Below are 20769 nucleotides of genomic sequence, written 5' to 3' on the forward strand. Positions count from 1 at the left end.
CACCCCGAGGAAGGCGGCCGGACCTACGGTCGTTCTCTAGTGGCATCTCCAGACGATCGCGCGGATGGTGTCGCTGGGATCGTCGGCCTGGCCGGCGATCGTGCGCCCGTCGTCGCTGATCGTCACGGCCAGGAGGCTGGTCGTGCTCGGCTTGTGCTGGAACGGATCCGGCAGCTGCATCCGCTTGTCGCCGGCCACCATCAGGCCGTGGCCCTCTGGGTCGGTGCCGACCATCCAGCCGGAGGCGTTGGCCGTGTCCGGGCGTGTGGCGAAGCCGGGCACCGTTTCGACCGTGCCGGTCGCCAGGTCCCAGCGTAGGCCGCTGGCGGGGGCGCCGGCCGGCCGGTTGACGCCGATCACCCAGCCGTTGCGGATGGTGAACGCCCCATAGCCGGTGCCGCTGACGACGGCGGGCGCCGGCAGCCGTCGACCCGTGCCGTCGGGCGCCCAGGCGTAGGCCACGCCGGCCCGCACGCCGCGGGGGTCGGAGGCCGTCGTCTGCACACCGCCCGGGATGGTCGTGTAGATCGACCCGATCACCGTGCCGTCCTCGTCGATCGCGCTCGCGATGCCGCCGGTCGCGTCGTCGGGCAGGGCCAGGGGCCGCGGCTCGGCGGTCGGGCTGGACCAGATCAGCGGCCGGCCGGTGCCGTTGTTGCCGACGATGACCTCGGCCGCGTTGATGCCGGCGACCGTGACGCCGTCGCCGCCCGGGAGCTTGGTGACCTTGCCGTCGCGGTAGAGCCAGGCGACCGGACCGCTGTCGACCCAGCTGTTGCCCACCCCGACGCCGGCCGCGTTGACCGCGCTGATCGCCTGGTCCGCGCCGGGGACGGCGACCTTGGTGGCCCGCCCGTCCTGCCACACCAGGACCTGCTGGTCGCCGCCCTTGGGGTACGAGCGGCCAAAAATGATGCTTCCGGTCGGGTCGGCCGCGGTCACCAGCGCCATCGTGACGTTGTCCGGGATCGGCAGCTTCTCCGCCTTGCACGACGTCGGGACCGCGATGGCCCGCGCGGTCGCCCGGACGGTCGGCGCGGCCTTGGCGGCGGCGCTCGTACCGCCACTGCTGCCTGAGGCGGCGGGGGCAAGGTCGGGCCGGCGGTCGGGGCCACGGGTCGCGGCCAGCGCCACCGGCACCGCCGCCACCGCGGCCAGGGTCAGCACCAGCACGCCGCCCGCGAGTGCCCGACGGCGCAGCCGGCGGCGGCGCCGGCCGTCGCGCATCGCCCGCGCGACATCGATCGACGGCGGCCGCGGTGGCTCGTCGGGCAGGGTCCGCAACAAGTCGCCGGCGTTGTATTCGTTGAGGTCCACGTGCTATCGCTCCTCGGTCAGGACCGCGACCGACTGCTCGCTGAGCAGCCGTCGCAGCGCGTTCAACCCGTGGGACGTCTGGCTTTTGACCGTGCCGACCGTAACGCCGAGCATGTCGGCGACCTCGGCGACGGGCAGGTCGTAGATGAAGCGCAGCACCAGCACCGCCTGTTGGCGGCGGGGCACCTGCGCCAGCGCGGCGCGCAGCACCGAGCGTTCCTCGACCTCGTTCTGCCCCGGCGCCGTGCGGTCCGGTATGTGCGGCGGCTCCGCAAAGAGCCGCACCTTCGACCAGGCGAGCCTGCGCTCGTCGATGAAGGCGTTCACGAGCATGCTGCGCACATACCGGTCCAGGTTTCCGGCATGCCGGATCTTCGACCACCGCACGTAGAGCGTGGTGATGGTCTGCTGGACGAGGTCGTCAGCGCGGTGCGAGTCGCCGCTGAGCACATACGCGAGACGGCGCAGCGCCGGCTGCCGCGCCGTGACGTACTCCACGTACTCCTGGTCCGCCGAGCTGCCGCCCATCCGAGCCGCCTCTCCCATCGGGGATTTCGTCCACCCTCAGACGGGATCGACGGACCATTCGGTTGTACGGCATCCGGCGGGGCTTCCGGCAGTGCTTCCGGCGGGGCGGTAGCTGCACAACGCACCGGTGCGCACCGACGCCCGTAGGTGCGCGCCGAGCTCGGGGTGGACCGCCTCGATCCGCCGCAGTGCGTCGCGGATCCGCGTCGTGAACTCCGTGCGGGCCCGCTCCCCCGGGCTCCCCGCGCGGCGTGCGCGCCCATCGATGCCGTAGGCGGCGGCCAGCTGCGCGGTCAGCCCCCTCCCGTTCCAGGGCGATGCGCCCCGGCTGCCGGGAATCCAGCGCAGCCCCATCAGTAGCGCGGCACAGCAGAGCGGAACGTTGACCAGGAAGATCCATCGCCAGTCGAGTGCCGCGGACTGGCAGGAACCAACGCGCCGGGTCCGTAGACTCGCCTCGGGAAAGCGGCGTTCTCGAACAGCAGCATGCCGCCGCATAATTCGTATAGATACCGCAGATCTTTGGGACCACGACGTGTCCGGTCACGGCGACGGCCAGACTGCGGGAAGGACGCGGCAGCCGGGCAGACCAGCAATCCGCTGCAACAGCTTAGCCAGGGGCCCCTGATAATCCGGTTGCATCCGCGTGATCGTACGCGGAACGGGTACTCCCGACGGGCAGGAGGCCGACGGGACGGTCCCGGCATAACAGGACGCCGGGGCCGGGAGCCACCCACGGCAGCCTATAGAGCGACTCAGGTTTACGCTCATCGGTTTGCGTCGGCAGACGCGCAACGCCATGGTTCGATGCACTCAATTCGGCAGGACAGGAAGCCGAGCCAGTCACCGCTGGTGACGAGCGCTCGCCGGCCGTCGCGCACCAACGGCGGCTACGTATTGACTAGACCTACGACCGCAGCCCGGCCAGGCTTGGTCGAGGTGGCCGGTGGGGTCGCTCGAACGGCGGCTGCCCACAGCGGTTTGGTGTGGCTCACTCATGGCGTGCGTCCTGCCGGTCACCGTGGCGCGGAGTGGCTCTAGAGGGGTCTGCCCTGCTCGACGTAGCGCTGCCCTCCTCGCCGACACCTGGATCGTCGGATCGAGAGGGACGGCATGGCACGCGTCATCATCGGCATGGACCCGCATAAGCGGTCCGCGACTATCGAGATCATCAACGGCCGGGAGAAGATCCTGGCGCAGGGCCGGTTCGGCACGGACCGCGATGGTTACGCCGCGATGCTCAAGCTGGGCCGGCAGCACAAAGACCGGGTCTGGGCGGTCGAGGGCTGCAACGGCATCGGCCGGCACATCGCCCAGCGCCTGGTCGCCGACGGCGAGACCGTGCTTGACGTGCCCGCGAAACTGTCCGCCCGGGCCAGGCTGTTCGATACCAACCAGTCCCGTAAGACCGATCCCGCCGACGCCCACTGCGTGGCGGTCGCCGCCCTACGCGCGACCGGGTTGCGGCAGGTCACTGTTGATGACACCACGGTGGCGTTGAAGCTGCTCATCGATCGCCGTGACGGCCTGGGCCGGGCTCGGACCGAAACACTCAACCGGCTGCACCAGCTGCTGCTCGAGCTCGTGCCCGGCGCGGCGAAGCAGTTCCTGTCCGCGCCGCAGGCCCGTGCCCTGCTCAGCACGGTCCGGCCGCGTGACATCGTCGGCCGCACCCGCCGGCAGCTGGCCTCCGAACTGATTATCGAGGTCGCCGTGATCGACAAGAAGATCAAGGCCGCGAACGCGCAGCTGACCGAGCTGGTTGCCTCGACCGGCAGCACGCTGCAGCAACTCAACGCATCGGCCCGTCCGGTGCCGCCCGGCTCCTCGGTGACATCGGTGACGTCGACCGGTTCGCCAGCCGGGACCATTTCGCGTCCTGGAACGGCACCGCACCCATCGACGCGTCCTCCGGCGACCATCGGCGCCACCGGCTGTCGCGGGCCGGGAACCGGCGCATCAACCGGGTCCTGCACATCATGGCCATCGTCCAGCTCCGCAACGACACCGAAGGCCGTGCCTACTATCGACGCAAGCTCGCCGCGGGCAAGAGCCCGATGGAAGCCATGCGCGCCCTCAAACGACGACTGTCCAATGTGGTCAATCAACAGATGGTCAACGACGCCAAACGGATCCGGACGGGCCCGGGAGGGCACATGGGAGCGACTCTGCAATCCAGCGCGGCCGGCTCAATCCCGACAGCCAGCACTTCGGACAAGCCACTTCCCGGACCCGCTAGAGCCCACTCTAGAACACCGGCCCTGGCCTTCTCTTGACACAGAGGGGTGCCATGAGCGTGAACCTTGTCGAGCAAGATCCCTACTCAGGTGCTGGGCATAGTTCCGGAACCGGTGCTCCCTTCGGAGCCGGACACCAGCCACGCGGCCGGGATGGCCAGCGGCTCTGAGTCGATACCATCCCCGCGTGACGTCCGATCCGTTCGATCTCGGCAACGACGGTGCTGCCAAGAGCCTGCGCGCGTACTTCGACGAAGGTTCGCCTCACCGCTACAGCGGCCGACGATTCGAGGCGCTCGCCAACGGCGGTGACCGCCCCGGAGTTCACAATGTGATCACCGCCGACGATCTCGTGGCGGTGCAAATGCTGTCAGTCTCCGTGCCCGCCGAGGTTGCTGTCGACCTCCTCGAAGGGCAACTCGGACGTCAGATGACCGATCGGCTCGCCAGGATTCCCCTCAGCGTCGAGTTGGGTACCAGCGGCGCGATGGAGCTGGTAGCCGACGGGAACGACGCCGACCAGGCGTGGCATTGCCTCAAGTCCCGGCCCGACGTCGGCTACGTGATCGCCGGCAAGCTCTTGGCCCGTAAACGTCCGCATCTCATCCCGGTCTACGACCAGGTGATCGCCTGCCTGTTCGGCGAGCCCGATCGTGTATGGCTGCGGCTACACGACCGGCTCGCGGCCGACGGTGGCCAACTGCGTGAAGAACTGGCTGTACTGCGTACCCGTGCCAACGTTCACACCAACGTGAGCCTGCTGCGCATCCTGGATGTTGTCTTGTGGATGGCCCACCACGACACCCATCGAACAGCCAGCTGTTCCGGATTCGGCACATTCCCGTTGTCATGATCCCGTAGGAACAGTTTGAACACAGCGCGCACCAACGGCGGCAGATCCGATTGTTCGCTGGTGTCTGATCGTGGCTGTGGCCGAAACCCTGCGCGTCTGCCCTTGCCCGACACTCAGGCCGGTTCTTGTGGGTAGAGCACCGGACGGATCTGAGCCAGGATCTCGCGCAGTTCGGAGGCTCCCTGACGAACTGGTGCACTGGCGTCGAGCGACAGAGCATCGGACTTACTGGTCTCGCTCATCCAAGACGCGCTCCCACTCGCGGATCAAGCCGACCTCAAGCGATTGGTCCATACGACCGTCTTCGACGGTGCCAATCGATTCCTCCGCGAAATGAACATCGAACGAGACATTACGCTCGCCGGAGATCCGACAGATCTCGCCGAGAAGCTCCTTAACCTCGTCCAACTGGGCGCGATCGATCGTGCGATCCATTTCCTCGTCCCACGGCGGTCGCGATGTATAGATCGACAACACGAACCCCAGCAAGCGCCCATCACGAACATCTGATTCGTCGAACAATTCAGGCGGCCCGAGGATCGCCGCCGGCTGGTCAACTCCTGAGACAAGGCTTGCATCGAGTTTGCGAGCGACGCGGGCGCCGTCCCTTCAACCGTGACAAGTAGACGGTCGATCGGGTGATCTTCTCGCATAAAGTGCCTCCAGCAAACCGGTTTACCGCCAGCCGGACACCTACGACCTCCGAACCAGCATCGGCAGGATTGTAGAGCCGTTACGCGCCCACATGATCGGATGCCCGCACATCGGCTACTTATAAACTTTGATCTACGACCTCAGCCCGGCCAGGTTGGGTCGAGGTGGCCGACGGGATCGCTCTCATCATCGGCTGTCCACGGCATCAGGGTGTGACTCTCATTTGGCGTGCGCCCGCCGGCCACCGCTGCCGGGAGTGGCTCAAGAGGGGTGTGCCCAGCTCAAAGTAGCGTTGCCCTCCACGGCGATCGTCCACTGTGTACAAACGAGGGGACAACATGATGGGCCGTGTGGTGATCGGCATGGATCCGCACAAGCGGTCGGCCACGATCGAGGTCATCGACGAACGGGAACAGGTCCTGGCTCGCGGCCGGTACGGCACCGAGGCCGACGGATACCAGCGGATGCTCACGACCGGCCGCACGTTCCCTGACCGGGTGTGGGCGGTGGAGGGCTGCGCCGGGATCGGCCGGCACATCGCCCAGCGGCTGGTCGCCGACGGTGAAACCGTCATCGACGTGCCCGCGAAACTGTCCGCCCGGGTCCGGGTCTTCGACACCGGCCAGGGCCGCAAGACCGACCCGGTCGACGCGCACAGCGTGGCCGTGGCCGGCCTGCGCACCCCGGGCCTGCGCACGGTGGCCGCCGATGACCTGACCGTCGTGCTGCGGGTGCTGGTCGACCGGCGTGACGAACTCGGCCGGGCCCGGACCGAGGTCGTCAGCCGTATCCACCACCTGCTGCTCGAGCTGATCCCCGGCGGGGCCAAGAAGTTCCTCACCCGCGGCCAGGCCAGCTACCTGCTGCGCACCGCGCCGCCGCCGGCGGGTATCGTCGCCCAGACCCGCCACGACCTGGCCCGCGAGCTCATCGACGAACTGACCGCCATCGACGCCAAGATCAAGACCGCGGACCAGCGGCTGCGGCAACTGCTCACCACCGCCGGCAGCTCGCTGACCGATCTCAACGGCATCGGCCCGTCCGGCGCGGCCCGGCTGCTGGGCGACATCACCGACATCAGACGCTTCCGTACCGCCGCGCACTTCGCGTCCTGGAACGGCACCGCCCCGCTGGAGGCATCCTCCGGCGACCAACACCGCCACCGACTCTCCCGCCTGGGCAACCGGCGCATCAACCGGGTCCTGCACATCATGGCCATCGTCCAGCTCCGCCACGACACCCCGGCCACGCCTACTACCGACGCCGCCTGGCCGAGGGCAAGACCACCATGGAAGCCCTCCGGGCGCTCAAACGACACCTATCCGACGTGGTCTACAAGCAGATGCTCCGCGACACCAAACGCCCAGCGGACGAACGCGCCGGTAACGGCAAGACGGGTCCGGGAGGACAATCGGGAGCGACTCTGCAATCCAGCGCGGACGGCTCAATCCCGACAGCCGTCACTTCGGACAAGTCACAGCCCGGACCCGCCACCAACAAGCCTAGAACAACTCGGAAGAATCTCGCCAAGACCCCTTGACCTAGAGGGGAACCAGTTCAGCGTACCGGCCGGCGCCGGATTCTCGTCACGCGGCGTCACGGAGTTCGTCGACCCTGCACTCGCGGTCGGCGGCACGTCCGTGTGCGGCTCATGGGTGTTTCGGAGCGCCGCGTTGGTGCCGGCCCAACAGATCGGTGAGGCGGGGGAATCTGGCCCGGACCTGGTCGAGGTCGTCGTAGTCCCAGGGCTCATCTTCCGGGAAGGCGTCGAACACGCGGTGAAGGCCCCGCGCTTCGAGGACGTCATCCAGGCCGCCTTCTTGACTGGTGGCGAGTTCGTGGGCATCCGCTGCGACGTAGTTGAGCAGCTCCCACTGCGGCCACTCGTCTTCGGACCAGTCTGAGGAAGGCCGTCCGCCGAGACAGCGGACCTGCTGCAGGTCGGCGAGGGCGTCGGGGTCGGCCGCGGCTCGTTCGAACGCGTCACGCCCGAGCCCTACCAGCCATGGCTGGAAATACCAGAAGCCGTCGTCAGAGCACCAGCCCTGCATGATGTACCAGGCGGCGCCCCACATCAGCCTGGTGTCGACCCGTTGCCGCTGCTCCGTGAGGTGCAGTTCGAAATCGATCATCTCGGCGGCGGGCTGTCGTGCGAGGCGGGCCGTGAGCCAGTCCGCGCGCTCCCGCTTGGTCGATGCGGCCGAAGATGGGTCGATGAGTGCCCAGAAGCCGTCGAGTCTCACGTCCGCAACCTACCGATGGTCCGGTAGACCCCGCGATCGCCCGTAGTAGTCCAGCCGGAACCTCGAGTCCCACGCACCAACGGCGGCATGTCCGCGCACCTGATCAATGCGGCGGGTTGGCGCGCCTTTCAAGGCGATCCCAGGTGAGCGGCTACCAAGCGGCAGCCGCGGTGGCTGCCCTCGTCGCCGCGCTGGCGGGGTCTTCGGCGGGTCCGGTCCGGCCGCCGTAGACGTGTACCTGGTAGTTGCTGTTGCCGCATGGGTGGAGGACGATGCCGCGGTGATCGTGGTCGGGGACATGGTCTGGATGGAGCAGGTGCAGGGTGCCGTGGCTGATCCATGGCCGCAGAGCCCGCAGCGTCGGGTGTAACGCGACCGTCGCGATGATCGGGCGGAGATACGTTTCGCCGTGTTCGGTGAGCAAGCTCCACTGCGCCTCGACGGCGGCGGCTGGGGTGGGTGCCTGAAGATACGGTGCCGCATCGCAAAGGTCTGGTACGGCCAGGCCGTCCTGCCAGCCCTGCATCGTGGTGACGACGTCGTCCAGGCTGGGCGTGTGTCCCCAGGCCACGAGGTTGTCGCTCGCCCAGACTGTCACCACGCAGGTGCCGTCGGTGCGCTGGCGAACGCTGATGAAGCCGTTCGAGGAGAACAGGATCGCAGCGACCGGGCCGAACCGGTCCCGGCCGGCGCGGACCTGAGCCAGCGAATGCCCCGATAGTTCGCCACGACGACGCAGATCCTCCAACATCGACACACCGAGACAATACCGATGCACATCGCGCCGCACCCTCGGCATGACCGACCCTGCACGCGATGCGGCATGTGCGGATGTAGCGCCGCACGGGTACGTCGCTTCTGTTCGCGTGGGCGGAGCGCAGGTCAAGCGGAATCGGTTGTTGTCGCGAGCGACGGAGATCGACTCAGACAGCGTCGAACCAGGGCTGGCCGGCCGCCCAGTGCCGAACCCACCCGAGAAACCCAGACGCCCCGGTGGTGTAGCCGAACTCGGCTCCGAAAGGCATCGCGCCCTCACCGCTGATGTTCCAGATGTGCCCCCGGTGCGGGCCGGTCACGATGAGGTGCCAGTACATCCCGCAGCCGTCCGTGCCGAGCACGATCGACCCATGGTCGAAGACGGGACCGAGCAGCGGCTCGATCTCCTCTGACGGTCGGGAATCCTCCTCCCACAGCCACGCCCCGGTTAACGGGTACGGGGCCGCCAGCTCGCGCGCCGGGCGGTCGTCGCCCCAGTCGCCTGGCTTCTCGGCTACGCCGAGAAGCCCGTACTCCGGTGGGCCGGAGAACGATCCGTCGGAGATCTCCGCGACGAAGGTCCGGTACGGCTCCGGCAACACGATGCCGTGCTCCGCTTCGAAGGCGTGCACGCCGGGCCAGCCCAGCGCCGATGCACCGGCGTCGTCCACCATGAAGGCAGCCCGCAGCTCGGCGAGGTCGTCCGGGTGGGTGTACTCGGTGTTCATGAGGCGTAGTCGTACCACGTTGGACCCGGGTGGCACTCGGTTGATGCGGTCCAACGCTCGCCTGGGCCCAAAGTCGGCTTCACGGTGCCATCACGAGCGTGCCGGCACGGCGCCGAGCTGGCGCGTACGAGCCGTCCTGGCCTACCTCGCCGCCAGCCGCTCACCCTGGCCGGGGCATAAGCCGTTCGATCGTCCAGACACCGAACAGCGAGTCCCAGGGCGTCGCCTCGTCATCGTCGTCGATGAAGTCGACGTCTGGATCGGCCGCGCTGACCGCCTCCCACAATGCGAGCACCGGATCGTCCGGCAGCACGAGGCCCAGCCCGGTGGCCAGCGCGATCTGCAGCTCGCCGAGGTCGGGATGCCGCCGCTGCTCGCCGTCGGCCAGCCAGGCCAGCGTGCGGCGCATCTCGTCCAGCCGACCGCCGCCGGAGAATCCGAGCAGGTCACGCCAGTGCGGTACGGCCACCATCGTCGCCAGCGCACCCGCCAGGCTCGGTCCGATCAACCCGGCGCTGCCTTCCGACGTCGCGAACAGCACGCGCCGCGCCGGCGCCGGCGCGCCCACGAGAAAGTACCGTCCCCCGGTCCCGTCCACGGCGATCGCCTGCAGGCTCTCGCCCGACGACAACCGGGCCGCGAAGGCACCGGCGTAGGCCAGTTCCTCGACCTCGAAATCGATCAGCTCCCGGAGGATGCCGGAGAGGTCCGGCGTCTCCGCCAGCAGCTGCAGCACTACTGCATCGTCGGGCACCGGCCGAGGGTACCGCCGTCCCTAACTCTTGGAGGGACGTTGGGTGCAGGTCCGACGCCCTCCAGTACCCAACGCCCTGACCCACCGTCGACGTGGTTGCTCGTTCCGCGGGCTGACTGACAACATGAACGCGGCTGAACCGACCGCGGGCGGCAGTGGTCATTTGTCGGGCCCAGGGCAGGACGGCCCGTGAGCGTCCCTGCCTAGCGACCGGATCGCGGCATGAGCGTGCGCGGTGACGATTCGGTTGGACGGGCGAAGACATCGCGACACGACCTGTGCGGCGGCGCGACCGGGCGTCAAGCGGCATGGGAGCAAGTCACGCGAGATCTTCGAACGACTCCTCGCCGGGACGCCAGCACATCCACTGCCCGTCCTCGAAGCCGTTCAAGACCGCGATCTCCGGCCCGGGCACCTCGTCAGCCTCGGGATGCAAACAGATCGTGCCCTCGTCGAACTCGATCCGAAGACCCCGGCCCGGCTCCTCTACCGTCGCGACAACACGGGCAGGTATGAACGCGCGCAACGCGTCGGCGTAGCCCACCTGCCCCGGGACGATCAGACCGGCCGGCGTTTCCACGACCGGTAACACGTCGCAGTTGAGAACCGGCATGTCTTCGGTCGGACCGTCGAAGCGCAGCTGCACGTAGTCCATTACGAACTGGACCGAGTAGAGACGGAAGCCGACGAGACGACCCAGCAACGCGTTCGGAACGTAAGCACTGTGTTGCGACAGCATGACGCCATATTGCCCGAACATCCGCCGCGGGCATCCTCAGCTCGACACGACCGAGCGCGGCAGCGTGATCCGCGAGGAGGGCACCGAACCTAACCGCGTCAGGTGCAGTCAGAGCGCTGTATCAGCGGCATGACAGCGCGCCCGATCTTGGTCGCGGAGATGTGGTCGATGCGACCGGTCGCTGCCGCGGATCAAACGATCGGCCGCCGAATGGCATGTCTACCTGACGGCGGTGTCCGCCAGGCTTACCTGGTACCAGTCCAGGTCGTGGAAGACGTGCAAGTCCGGTCCGCGCCCGATCATTCGTATGTGCTCGGGCAAAGGCTGCCCCTCGGGCAGCACGAGTCGGTATCGGCCGACATCGCACAGATCGGTGTCACCGAGTTCGGCCACGACCAGACGATCCCGATGCACACGGTACCCGCCGGCCATCCCGATCCGGCGGTCGTCGACCAGCAAGCTCTTGGCACCATGGGCGAGGCTGTTGCGCCACATCGTCACGTCTCCATCGGCGATGCGCACCACGGGAAAGGTGCTGTAGTAGCAAGCCCAGACAGTCTCCCCGCAAACGTTGAGAGCGTAGCAGCCGTCGATATACGCAGCATCGTCCCGCGGGAATCGCCACTGCTGTATTCCGTCCAAGCCGAAGCACGCCACTCCGCATGAGCCCAACGGAGCCGGACCGGGACCGCCCCAGCCGCGGCTTCCATAGACGCCTTCGTCGGAGTAGCTGACCCAGATCTTCCCGGACGGCGTGGCACCCACGTCCCTGATCCCGTCACCGAAGGTGTGCTTGGCGATGACGACACCGTCTGGGTCGTAAATCAACGCGTTGCAGTCAGGACCGTCGGGACGCCACTGGCAGCGGCCGGCGACCGCCAGGAACCGTTCGCCCGGCAGCGGCTGAGCGGTGGAGTAGCCCCGCGGACTCTCGGTAATCCGCACCACTTGGACGCTCTCGGATGACTGCACGGTGATCCGGGTACCGGCCGGGTGGGCGGCCCGCGCGTGCAAGAGCGACGCACCCCTGGACTGCACCGGCGTCGACATCAACACCCTGTCAGTTTCAGCAGCTGCCCACAGACCGACAGCTTCGCCTGCCGGGCCTACCGAGACCGAGAGCAACGCGTCGCCGCCCTGCGCAGCTACCAGGCGGCCGTGCCGGCGCAACGGCAAGACGGGCAGCGCCAGCACCTCGGCTCGCTGCTGCACTTCACGCTTGTCCAGATCCCTCTCCCCGCTGGCCACGACGCTATTCGATCACGTCAAAGCCAGACGCGATCACTGGTGTCAGCGCGTAGCCTGCGAAGAGCGCTGCCGCGAGCAACCCGCGGCTACTTATCTAATTTGATCTACGACCTGTGCCCGGCCAGGCTGGGTCGAGGTGATCGGCGGGTGGCTCTCACAAGCGGCTGTCCACTGCACGTGGTGTGACTCTCTCATGGCTTGCGCCCGCCGGTCGCCGTGGCCTGGAGTGGCTCAAGAGGGGACTGCCCAGCTCAAAGTAGCGCTGCCCTCCTCGCCGATCGTCCACAGTGTACGAGCGAGGAGAGGGGTAGCGGATGAGCCGTGTGGTGATCGGGATGGACCCCCACAAGCGGTCGGCCACGATCGAAGTCATCGACCAGCACGAGAACGTCCTGGCACGGGGCCGGTACGGCACCGACACCGACGGCTACGCGCAGCTGCTGGCAGCTGGTCGCCGGTTCCCTGACCGGACGTGGGCCGTCGAGGGCTGTGCCGGGATCGGCCGGCACATCGCCCAACGCCTCGTCGCCGACGGTGAAACGGTGCTGGATGTGCCGCCGAAGTTGTCATCGCGGGTGCGGGTGTTCGACACCGGCCAGGGCCGCAAGACCGACCCGGTCGACGCGCACAGCGTGGCCGTGGCCGGCCTGCGCAGCCCCGGCCTGCGCCAGGTCCGGCTCGACGACGCCACCGTCGCGCTGCGGCTGCTCGTCGACCGCCGCGACGAACTCGGCCACGCCCGCACCGAGACGGTCAGCCGCATCCACCAGTTGCTGCTCGAGATCGTGCCGGGCGGCGCGAAGAAGTTCCTCACCCGCGGCCAGGCCAGCTACCTGCTGCGCACCGCACCGCACCGCAACCGGTCGGCATCGTGGCCGAGACCCGTCACCGGCTGGCCCGCGAGCTCATCGACGATCTCACCACCATCGACCACAAGATCCGAGCTGCCGACAAACAGCTGCGTGACCTGGTCGCCGCAGCCGGCAGCACCCTGACCAGACTCAACGGCATCGGGCCGTCCGGCGCAGCACGTCTCCTCGGCGACATCGGCGACATCGACCGATTCCGCACCCCAGGGCACTTCGCGTCATGGAACGGCACCGCCCCGATCGACGCATCCTCTGGCGACCAGAAACGCCACAGGCTGTCCCGTGCCGGCAATCGGCGCATCAACCGGGTCCTGCACATCATGGCCATCGTCCAGCTCCGCCACGACACCCCCGGCCGGGCCTACCACCGGCGCCGCCTCGCCCAAGGCAGACCACCATGGAAGCCATCCGCGCCCTCAAACGCCACCTGTCCGACGTCGTCTACAAACGCATGCTCCACGACAACCAACGGGCCCGGACGAGCAAGGCGGCGGGTCCAGCAGGACAACCGGGAACGACTCTGCAATCCACCGCGACCGGCCCAATCCCGACAGCCGGCTCTTCGGACAAGTCACACGCTGAACCCGCCGCCGACCAGCCTAGAACATTCCTCGCTCCAACCCCTTGACCTAGAGGGGCGCCATGTGTGTGCACCTGATCAAGGCCGTCAATCGCCATCAGCGGCGATGCGTCGCGGTGCCGGTGGTGCCCATGGTGAAGTGGGGCACCGACGTGGCCGCTCGTCACGGTACGGTCGTTGGCGTGGTGCGGGTGATGGACGATCCGGGCGAGGTTGCCGTGGCACTGCGGGGAACGGCACTCAACGGGCATCCGGTGGAGCCGGGACTGGGCGACACGATGCTGGTGGAGGGCGTTGTGCCGGCCCGGGTCCTGGAGTCCTGGCGGGCGGCCCGATCGGTGGTGGCGCTGACTGGCCGGTGGCCGGTGCTGACGGGTGTTGGGGAGTTGTACCACGAGCCGGAGCCGCACGAGATCGCCCCGCTGGAGCGGGCAGCTCGCGCCGTCGACCCCTGGTCGATCTACCGTGACTGGGGCGACGATGACCCGGTCGGTCCGAACGACCTGTACCTGCACGTGGGCAGCCTCGGCTACGTCAACCTCGCCGCGCGGGCCGAGCGGGAGTTGCCGTTGCCCACGACCCGGCTGGCCGTCGAGCGATGGCTCTGGGAGACGATCATCGCCGATCCGGATCTCATCGAGCTGGGGCATGGCGTCGCAGCGCACTACGTCGGCACGCGGACCTGGTACACGCCGCGGGACGTGCAGCTCGTCCTCCTGCCGACACCGGATCAGTGGCTGGCACCGGTCTGGGTCAGCTACTTCGCCGCTGCTCGGCCCGACGGGCCGGCGGGGCTGGCGGCGGCGATCCGGCAGTGGGAACGACACTGCGGTGCCGAGTTGGTGTCCTGCTGGACGACGATGTTGCAGTTCGTCGTCGCCCGGCCGCCGACGCTCGGTCCAGACGCATGGCGGCTTGCCAAGCAGCTCAAGGCGGTCGGTGGCAGTCTCCAGATGCCGCCGTGGGCGCTCGCGCTCGCCGCGACGCGCAGCGACGCGTGGTTCCTGCACGACCGTCCGTGAACGCGCTCGACCTTCTGCTCTCGGCGAGCCCGTAGACGACACCTCGCCCGACGAGCAGTCCCGCGACAGTACAGCGGACTGATCGCGGCATGTCCGTGCAGCTGAACCGAACGGCCCGTTTCCGCCGCTTGAACAGCGCCGGCTCCTCGAGGACCATGTCCAGGTGTCGATTGCATCCGCCGACCCACCGACAGCGCGGCATCGCGGGCTGCTGCCTGGTCGCGGTGGCCGTGCTGGCCGTTGCGATCGAGGTGTACGCGCACTGGAACCCTCGTCGGTACCTGTCGCTCTGGCCGGTGGCCGGCGTCCCGCCAACCGTCGCCGTCGTCCTCGCCGTGCCGGTGTTGCTGGCGGCGACGGTGCTGCTGACCGCGCCCGCCGGTCGGCTCCGGACGGCAGCGGTGACGGCCCTGCTCGCGCTGCTCGTGCCCGGGTGCTGCATCGGGTTCGTGAAGAACCTTTTCCGCCACGACGGATATCAGCCGGTGTCGGTCTTCACCACCGCCGCCTCGCCCGACGGTCGCTGGGTCATCCTCGGCATCGCCTACCGGTGCACTTGCGACTCCGACGGCTACTACAACGAGTTCCATCTCCGCTCACGCGCCGGCTGGCTCAGCCGTGAGGCGCCCCACCCCTTGGCCGTCGTGGGCTACACCGTCCACAAGCCGAGGGGACAACAGCTCGAGATCGTCCGGATCGCACTGCCGGGCGACAACACCATTGAGATGTACACCAACGACGGTGCCCTGCACCGCACGTCGTTCGACCCCGCCGACCTGACGATCGCCGACCAATTCGAGGCATGCGGGGAAGAACTGACCCACCTCTGCCCGTAGCGCCCCCACGGCAAGCACGGTCCGGAGAAAGCCGGCGCAATGCGCTCACACCATGCTATGGCTCGCAGCCCACCACCGAGCGTGACGCCCTTCGCGTCGACCGCCGGCCGGACAGCGTCAGATGCGTGCGCCGACACGAGGCTGCGCTGTCTGAGTTTGCGGCATGACAGCGCGACGGTCGACGCGGCGGCGAGCGCACAGTGGGATGGTGGGAACCCGCGCAGGGTGGAATTCTCGATGGACCAGTGTCGGCTGGTCGGGTAAAGATCTGACCGTGTCCCGTTCCTTCCGCGGATTCGATCACCGAGGCGTCGAAGGCACGCTTGTCGCGGCTGGATGGACGCCGTGCGGTGCTGGCGACTGGGCGATCGTGCTGCGCTCACCGGACGGTACGAAAGCGGCGCGGATCAGCCCGTTTGACCCGACCGGCCCCTACACCGCGGCCCTGTACCGACAGGCCGGGCACACCCGGCAGGTTCCCGAGTTGTACGCACACGATCGGCTGGTCGGAGGCGGCGATCTGCAGGTGATGGAATGGCTGCAGCCTGTCGCTGAGGACCAGGCCGTCGCCTTTCACCGGGCAATCTCCAGGCGAGCCGAGGAGCTTTCCGAACTCGTTGACGTCGTACGCCGGGTCCACGTCTGCACATCATCCTAGATTTGCGGCGGTCGCCTCCAGGCCTACGATCGCGGCGTGCGGATCGAGTTCACGTACGGCCGAAGCCCGGAGTACTTTCGGATGCACCTGCGCCTCGGTGCGCTGCGTGCGGTCCGTTCGACGCTGCTGCTCTCCGGAGTCCTCGTCAGCTGCGGCATCTTCGTGGTGTTCCGCAGCGGCGACATGCGGGTCACCGCCGTCGGCATCGTGGCGATCGTCGTGGCGATACTGCTGGCGTTGGCGGCCCGTCACCGGTACGTCGACGCCGTCACTGTCCCGGCCGCCTGGCGTGCGCCCCGAAGGTGGCTGATCACCGAGGACGCCCTCGAGTCGAGCACGGATCTCACGTCGACGCGCTGGACGTGGGGCGCCGTCCGCCGCGTAGAGGAACGGCCTGAGGCGTTCCTGTTCTGGCCCGACGGGCCGACGATGTTCGACCTGCCGCGTGCGCCGCTGACGCCCGTCCAGGAGGCCGAGCTGCGCGCCCACCTGGTCCGGTGCGGGCTGCTGTGGCCGATCGAGGGGCCTGGCGGGTCGGCGCCACTCGCGAACGATCGCCTTTGAGCCAGGATGTCCGCGGAAACGCGGCGGTATGAGCGTGTCCTGATCGCAGGCCTCACCCAGCCGGGGTGATCGGCTCGGCCGCCCACGGATTCGGCAGCGAGTCGGCGGAGGGCGACGATCCGCACGGTGTATGGCTGACCTGGAAGTGCTTGAGGGTGGTCGACCGTAGAGATCACGAGACGCTCGGCTCTGACAGACTGGTCACCGTCGGTTACAAGTTCGGGCCGCGGCACACCAACGGCGGCTACCGGAAGTCGCGTTGTGATCTTTTGGCGGGATGATTTCGTGATGCGGCGGCAGATCAGAACGCGGGCTGAGCGCATGCTCGGCTACGCGCGCGTGCTCGAGGCGCGGGACCCGGCCACCTCCGCGGATCGGCTTCGTGCCCTTGCCGACGACGATGTCCGCCCGGTCCGCGTCTGGGTGGCTCGCAACTTCCACACGCCCCGCGATGCGCTGGAACGACTCGCCCGGGACCAGGACGAGGCCGTCCGGTGGTGCGCCTCGTACGCCCTTACGCTTCCCGAGATCGCGCTGCGCTGGCGTGCCGACGGAAGGCAAGTGCCTGCGGCCGCACAGTCCAACGGCTTCCTGCACGACATGGTCCATCATCCGAGCGTCCCAGAAGATCTCCGCGCCGAACTGCTCGCGGCTGGCCATTGTCAGCAGCGGTGCCCGCGCCGACGCAACGTCACCATGAACGCGAGCGACACGCCATGAACCACTGTCGCGACGAGCACCTTGCGGCAGATCTGGATGTGCCAGCGCCGGGCCGGCGAGGCGACTCGTAGGATCAGGACATGTCCGATCTTGCTTCGCGGTTTGCCCAGCTCGCTGGCGAATACGGCGCTTGCAAGCGGGCGGCGACCGCGCTCGTCGAGCGCTGGGACTGGTACAGCTGGCCGGGCCTGGATCTGCGTCCGTTGCACTTCGAACGGGACCTGCTCAAGCCTGGCCGCAGGCTGGATACGCGACCGCCGGCGGACCGGGATGTCCTGCGGATCGGTTTCGACGCCGAGGGCCGCGCGGTGGTGACCGAGGAGTACTGCGGCTTTCTGCAGGGCCGCCTGTACTACGAGACGTTTGTCCGCCACGGCAGCGACGTGGTGGAGGTGGCGCTTTTCGATACTGACGGGCCCATCTACCTGCACGAGTACCGCTTCGTGGGCGGGCTGATGCGCTCGGCTGTCACCGTCGCGCGGCGCGGCTCGGGGCGAGAGTCGTACACGTACACCCATGGGCGGATCAGCCGTGTAGAGATCGAGCACAGTGGCCGGCCACGTTCAACGCTGGTGGCCGAACACGACGACGACGGCCTGGTCCGCCTCGTCGAGGTCATGGGCCGCGGGTCCGAAGTGTGCTACGAGCGGCCGCCGGCCGGGTTCGACCTCGACGTGGCATGCCGGGCCATCGAGGACGCCCTGGTCACGTTGATCCCGGACGCCGTGGCGCGCCTGACGGTCGACGGCCCCGCCGCCTGCGTCGCGCTGAGCTATCACCAATCGCGCGCGCTGTCCGTCGAGGTCCACGCGTGTACCGCGGACGAGCGCGCCGCCCTGGCGGCGATCGACCCGCAGGCCGCATGGTCGCCGGCCGACTTCGAGACCGGTACCGACATCGACCTCGCCGAGGCGGGACCGGTGCGGCTGGTGCGGCAGGAGCTCGCCCTGCTCGATGCGGCCGACCCCGGCGCCGGATCCGAGATCGGCCGGCGACTGTTGTGTTCGGCGGCCGCTCGGCTCAACCTCCGCGACTGGTCGGACACGCTGCCAGTCACCGACGACTTCGTGGTGTACGCGGTCGACCTTGAACTGGTCGACCTAGAGCGGAACCTGACCGACTGCCTGCCACCGGACCGGCTCGCCTCGCTACGCGCGCCCGGCCCGTCATGACCGACCCTCGGCCCGACCCGCGCATCCGCACATCGGCAGATGAGTGAATTGATCAAGTGCTCCCACCGGGCAGGGCCGTAACTCACCGTAGTCATGCTGTCCCGGCGGATCCGGATGCAGGCGAGGCTACAGAGCCCGCGCGGGCGCGGGCTCCACATGATCGGTTGCTCGCTGGTTGCTCGGATGTTCGCCACCTGGCACGGACGGAGCCGTACGGCGCAGGAACTCCCGCGTCCCATCCAAAGCCGGCATCGGCGTCGGCAGAGATCACCCAGCTGACCAGCACGGACGTTGCCGGACCACATTGGACGCGCGCCTCTCACCATGGGCTTTTTGTTGCTATGCTTGAACTTGAGCGAGTTGATCGTCCACTTCGGACTTTTAGTCCGTAGGGTCGGGTCTGCTGCTCGTGGGCACCTTCGTCAGGCCGCGTGTTCATTCCGGTGAATGTTGGCTGCGGAGACTGGCGGTCATGCCGCGGACTTGCGGTTGATCAAACGCATTGACGCGGCCGAGCACCCGCTATTGCCGATAGATGCAACGAGAAAGGGCCCGACGCCAGAAGATCTGGTAGGGGCCTTGATCGTTGGTACGCTGCGTAGGACTTGAACCTACAACCCGCAGATTAAGGGTCTGCTGGCGTTGTTCGGGCGCTCGATTCGCCGTCGACCGGCCATCGTTGACACCCAAAGCGGGGGGTTTATGGGGGCGCCCTCTTGGTTCATCTACAAACACTGATGGCTTGATCCTGTTTTCCCAGCTCAAGCCATCTTCCGTGTCGGGACAGCGGGATCGGAACCCACGACCCCTTGACTCCGGGTGAAGGTCAAGCGGTCCGCAGGTCCGCCTCGACGCCGAAGTGGTCCGAGAGGTACACCGCGCGGCCGTCGCCCAGCGTGACCTTGTCCTCCTCCAGGGTCAGCCGGCACTGCGCCTGCAGCCCGCGCAGCAGCACGTGGTCGAAGGCGGGCGGGTCCGGCCAGCCGGGCGTCGGGCGGTACGTGGGCCGGGGGTCGCCGGCCATCGCGTCGCGCAGCCCGGCGCCCGCGCAGAATTCGGCCAGCACCGCGGAGTCGCGCGGCAGGTTGAGGTCGCCGGTCACCACCGCGGGCAGGTCCGCCGGCAGGCCGGCGAGCGCGGCGCCGAGCGCGGCCAGCTCGACCCGGGCGATCGCGGAGTAGCGGTTCTGCGGCGACCAGTCGTCGTCGCGGTTGGCCGACAGGTGCGTGTTGAGCACCGCGACCCGCCCGGCCGGTGTCGCCAGCACGGCGACCTGGGCGCCCTTGCGCATGAGCAGCTCCGGCCGGACCGGGCGGGTGAACGGGAAGCGCACGAACCGGCCGCGCTCGATCGGCCGGCGCGAGAGCAGGACGAGGCCGCCCTTGACGAGGGCGGCGCCGGAGTACAGCCGGTGCGGGTACGCCGCCGCCAGCCGGGTCAGCAGCCGCGCGCTGCCCGGGGCCATGACCTCCTGCAGGCAGACCACGTCGTACGCCCGCCGCTGCAGCACCTCGCCGATCGCCGCCATCCGCGGGCGCACGTCGCCCTTGAACAGCGCGTTGAGGGTCAGCAGCCGCAGTACGCCGTCATCTGCCACCGGACCATTGTGCCGGATGTCAGCGGTGCTCTGCGGCCCACGTCAGGACGCGGTCGACGTCGGTGCGGGTCAGGCCGACGGCGGGGTCGATCGATACAAGCAGGGTCGGCGCCGGCCGGTCGGCGGCCCAGCGGTGGCCGGTCTCGGTGTGGTTGTCGTCGATCCAGGCGGCCGGTCGGTCGCCGACGACGGCGTCGACGGCGGGGACCTTGAGCTCGGGGGCGAAGGGCACGGGCGGGAAGGGGACGAACGGCAGCGGTTGCAGGCCGAGCGCGGGCAGGTACAGCTCGTTGGCGTGGTCGCCCCAGGCCGTCGCCCACCACAGCTCGCCGGCGGCGGCGAGCTCCTCGATCCAGGCGGCGTGGGCGGTGCAGTAGCGGACGGGCTCCTCGCCTTCGAAGAAGACGCGTTCCTGGTACCCCTCGGGGCAGGTCGGGGCCGCGAACGGGTTCAGGACGCCGTCGAGGTCGAGCAGCAGTACCGCCACGGCCTCATCGTAGGCGCCACCGAGTTGCCGACGGCCGCAGCGCGTTGCGCAGCGTCGACTCGCGGCGAGGCGCGCGGCTCGTCGCGACGCGCAGCGTCCGGCTGGTCGCGTTGCGCGGTGCCCCGGCTCGCGGCGACCCGCGCCGCGTGACGCGGCGCCCGGGCTGGTCGCGCCGCGCGAGGTGGTCGCGCCGCGCGGCGTCCGGCA

The 20769-nt window shown here is 68.5% G+C and carries 21 protein-coding genes, 1 tRNA gene and 3 pseudogenes; 12 read left to right on the top strand and 13 right to left on the bottom strand.

What is annotated here, in order from left to right:
- Positions 1-36 precede the first annotated feature (36 nt).
- Both ACQEVU_RS12660 and ACQEVU_RS12665 read right to left on the bottom strand, forming a co-directional pair.
- Positions 37-1317: a hypothetical protein gene (locus ACQEVU_RS12660; protein WP_433322920.1), complete on the bottom strand. Its 1281-nt coding sequence runs from the start codon at positions 1315-1317 to the stop codon at positions 37-39.
- 3 nt (positions 1318-1320) lie between these two features.
- Complete coding sequence (locus ACQEVU_RS12665; RefSeq protein WP_433322921.1) at positions 1321-1863, bottom strand: SigE family RNA polymerase sigma factor; 543 nt, start codon at positions 1861-1863, stop codon at positions 1321-1323.
- Positions 1864-2979: 1116 nt separating this feature from the next.
- Between ACQEVU_RS12665 and ACQEVU_RS12670 the strand changes: the two are divergent.
- The 3 genes and pseudogenes from ACQEVU_RS12670 to ACQEVU_RS12680 all read left to right on the top strand — a co-directional run.
- A pseudogene (locus ACQEVU_RS12670) lies at positions 2980-3375 on the top strand (IS110 family transposase); the annotation flags it as partial.
- A gap of 305 nt (positions 3376-3680) precedes the next feature.
- Positions 3681-4121: a transposase gene (locus ACQEVU_RS12675; protein WP_433334908.1), complete on the top strand. Its 441-nt coding sequence runs from the start codon at positions 3681-3683 to the stop codon at positions 4119-4121.
- A 148-nt stretch (positions 4122-4269) separates the two neighbouring features.
- On the top strand, positions 4270-4935 hold the full coding sequence (locus ACQEVU_RS12680; RefSeq protein ID WP_433322922.1) for a DUF6308 family protein: 666 nt from the start codon (positions 4270-4272) through the stop codon (positions 4933-4935).
- Positions 4936-5048: 113 nt separating this feature from the next.
- On the opposite strand, the gene ACQEVU_RS12685 is transcribed toward ACQEVU_RS12680, so the two are convergent.
- A complete protein-coding gene (locus tag ACQEVU_RS12685; RefSeq protein ID WP_433322923.1) occupies positions 5049-5177 on the bottom strand; it encodes a hypothetical protein in 129 nt (42 codons plus the stop codon).
- Positions 5161-5424, bottom strand: coding sequence for a hypothetical protein (locus tag ACQEVU_RS12690; RefSeq protein WP_433322924.1), 264 nt, complete (start codon positions 5422-5424; stop codon positions 5161-5163). Before ACQEVU_RS12690 ends, ACQEVU_RS12685 begins: the two co-directional genes overlap by 17 nt.
- Before the next feature lie 527 nt (positions 5425-5951).
- Between ACQEVU_RS12690 and ACQEVU_RS12695 the strand changes: the two genes are divergently transcribed.
- Complete coding sequence (locus ACQEVU_RS12695; RefSeq protein ID WP_433334910.1) at positions 5952-7493, top strand: IS110 family transposase; 1542 nt, start codon at positions 5952-5954, stop codon at positions 7491-7493.
- Here ACQEVU_RS12695 and ACQEVU_RS12700 read toward each other — a convergent pair.
- The 6 genes and pseudogenes from ACQEVU_RS12700 to ACQEVU_RS12725 all read right to left on the bottom strand — a co-directional run.
- Positions 7485-7832 (bottom strand): annotated as a pseudogene (locus tag ACQEVU_RS12700) (DUF4240 domain-containing protein); the annotation flags it as partial. The gene ACQEVU_RS12695 and the pseudogene ACQEVU_RS12700 sit on opposite strands and share 9 nt — an antisense overlap.
- A 151-nt stretch (positions 7833-7983) precedes the next feature.
- Complete coding sequence (locus tag ACQEVU_RS12705) at positions 7984-8583, bottom strand: DUF6193 family natural product biosynthesis protein (protein ID WP_433334912.1); 600 nt, start codon at positions 8581-8583, stop codon at positions 7984-7986.
- A 172-nt stretch (positions 8584-8755) separates the two neighbouring features.
- Entirely contained in the window at positions 8756-9316 is a 561-nt protein-coding gene (locus ACQEVU_RS12710; RefSeq protein ID WP_433322925.1) for an SMI1/KNR4 family protein, read from the bottom strand.
- A gap of 160 nt (positions 9317-9476) precedes the next feature.
- Complete coding sequence (locus tag ACQEVU_RS12715; protein WP_433322926.1) at positions 9477-10070, bottom strand: hypothetical protein; 594 nt, start codon at positions 10068-10070, stop codon at positions 9477-9479.
- Positions 10071-10389: 319 nt separating this feature from the next.
- Entirely contained in the window at positions 10390-10809 is a 420-nt protein-coding gene (locus tag ACQEVU_RS12720) for a hypothetical protein (RefSeq protein ID WP_433322927.1), read from the bottom strand.
- 219 nt (positions 10810-11028) lie between these two features.
- Positions 11029-12057 carry a hypothetical protein gene (locus ACQEVU_RS12725; protein WP_433322928.1) on the bottom strand — a complete coding sequence of 343 codons (1029 nt, stop codon included), beginning with the start codon at positions 12055-12057 and terminating at the stop codon, positions 11029-11031.
- A 314-nt stretch (positions 12058-12371) separates the two neighbouring features.
- Here ACQEVU_RS12725 and ACQEVU_RS12730 point away from each other — a divergent pair, with 314 nt between their 5' ends.
- The 8 genes and pseudogenes from ACQEVU_RS12730 (at position 12372) to ACQEVU_RS12765 (ending at position 18478) form a co-directional block, all read left to right on the top strand.
- Positions 12372-13052 (top strand): IS110 family transposase, encoded by a 681-nt coding sequence (locus tag ACQEVU_RS12730; protein ID WP_433322929.1) that lies wholly within the window; start codon positions 12372-12374, stop codon positions 13050-13052.
- Between the two features lie 50 nt (positions 13053-13102).
- Positions 13103-13234: pseudogene (locus tag ACQEVU_RS12735) on the top strand (transposase); the annotation flags it as partial.
- 340 nt (positions 13235-13574) lie between these two features.
- Entirely contained in the window at positions 13575-14528 is a 954-nt protein-coding gene (locus ACQEVU_RS12740; protein ID WP_433322930.1) for a DUF4253 domain-containing protein, read from the top strand.
- A gap of 170 nt (positions 14529-14698) precedes the next feature.
- Entirely contained in the window at positions 14699-15364 is a 666-nt protein-coding gene (locus tag ACQEVU_RS12745; RefSeq protein WP_433322931.1) for a hypothetical protein, read from the top strand.
- A 274-nt stretch (positions 15365-15638) separates the two neighbouring features.
- Positions 15639-16022: a hypothetical protein gene (locus ACQEVU_RS12750; protein WP_433322932.1), complete on the top strand. Its 384-nt coding sequence runs from the start codon at positions 15639-15641 to the stop codon at positions 16020-16022.
- Positions 16023-16058: 36 nt separating this feature from the next.
- Positions 16059-16586: a YcxB family protein gene (locus ACQEVU_RS12755; protein ID WP_433322933.1), complete on the top strand. Its 528-nt coding sequence runs from the start codon at positions 16059-16061 to the stop codon at positions 16584-16586.
- 288 nt (positions 16587-16874) lie between these two features.
- Complete coding sequence (locus ACQEVU_RS12760) at positions 16875-17306, top strand: hypothetical protein (protein ID WP_433322934.1); 432 nt, start codon at positions 16875-16877, stop codon at positions 17304-17306.
- 80 nt (positions 17307-17386) lie between these two features.
- Positions 17387-18478, top strand: a complete 1092-nt coding sequence (locus tag ACQEVU_RS12765; RefSeq protein WP_433322935.1) for a hypothetical protein — start codon at positions 17387-17389, stop codon at positions 18476-18478.
- A 587-nt stretch (positions 18479-19065) separates the two neighbouring features.
- On the opposite strand, the gene ACQEVU_RS12770 is transcribed toward ACQEVU_RS12765, so the two are convergent.
- The 3 genes from ACQEVU_RS12770 to ACQEVU_RS12780 form a co-directional block, all read right to left on the bottom strand.
- Positions 19066-19173, bottom strand: a tRNA-Lys gene (locus ACQEVU_RS12770).
- Between the two features lie 131 nt (positions 19174-19304).
- Positions 19305-20075: an endonuclease/exonuclease/phosphatase family protein gene (locus ACQEVU_RS12775; protein WP_433322937.1), complete on the bottom strand. Its 771-nt coding sequence runs from the start codon at positions 20073-20075 to the stop codon at positions 19305-19307.
- A 19-nt stretch (positions 20076-20094) separates the two neighbouring features.
- The gene (locus ACQEVU_RS12780; RefSeq protein ID WP_433322939.1) at positions 20095-20562 is read right to left on the bottom strand and encodes a hypothetical protein; all 468 of its coding nucleotides are present in this window, start codon (positions 20560-20562) and stop codon (positions 20095-20097) included.
- Positions 20563-20769: the final 207 nt, after the last annotated feature.

Origin of the sequence: Dactylosporangium sp. CA-139066, from assembly GCF_050936175.1 — a bacterium.
Classification (GTDB): domain Bacteria; phylum Actinomycetota; class Actinomycetes; order Mycobacteriales; family Micromonosporaceae; genus Dactylosporangium.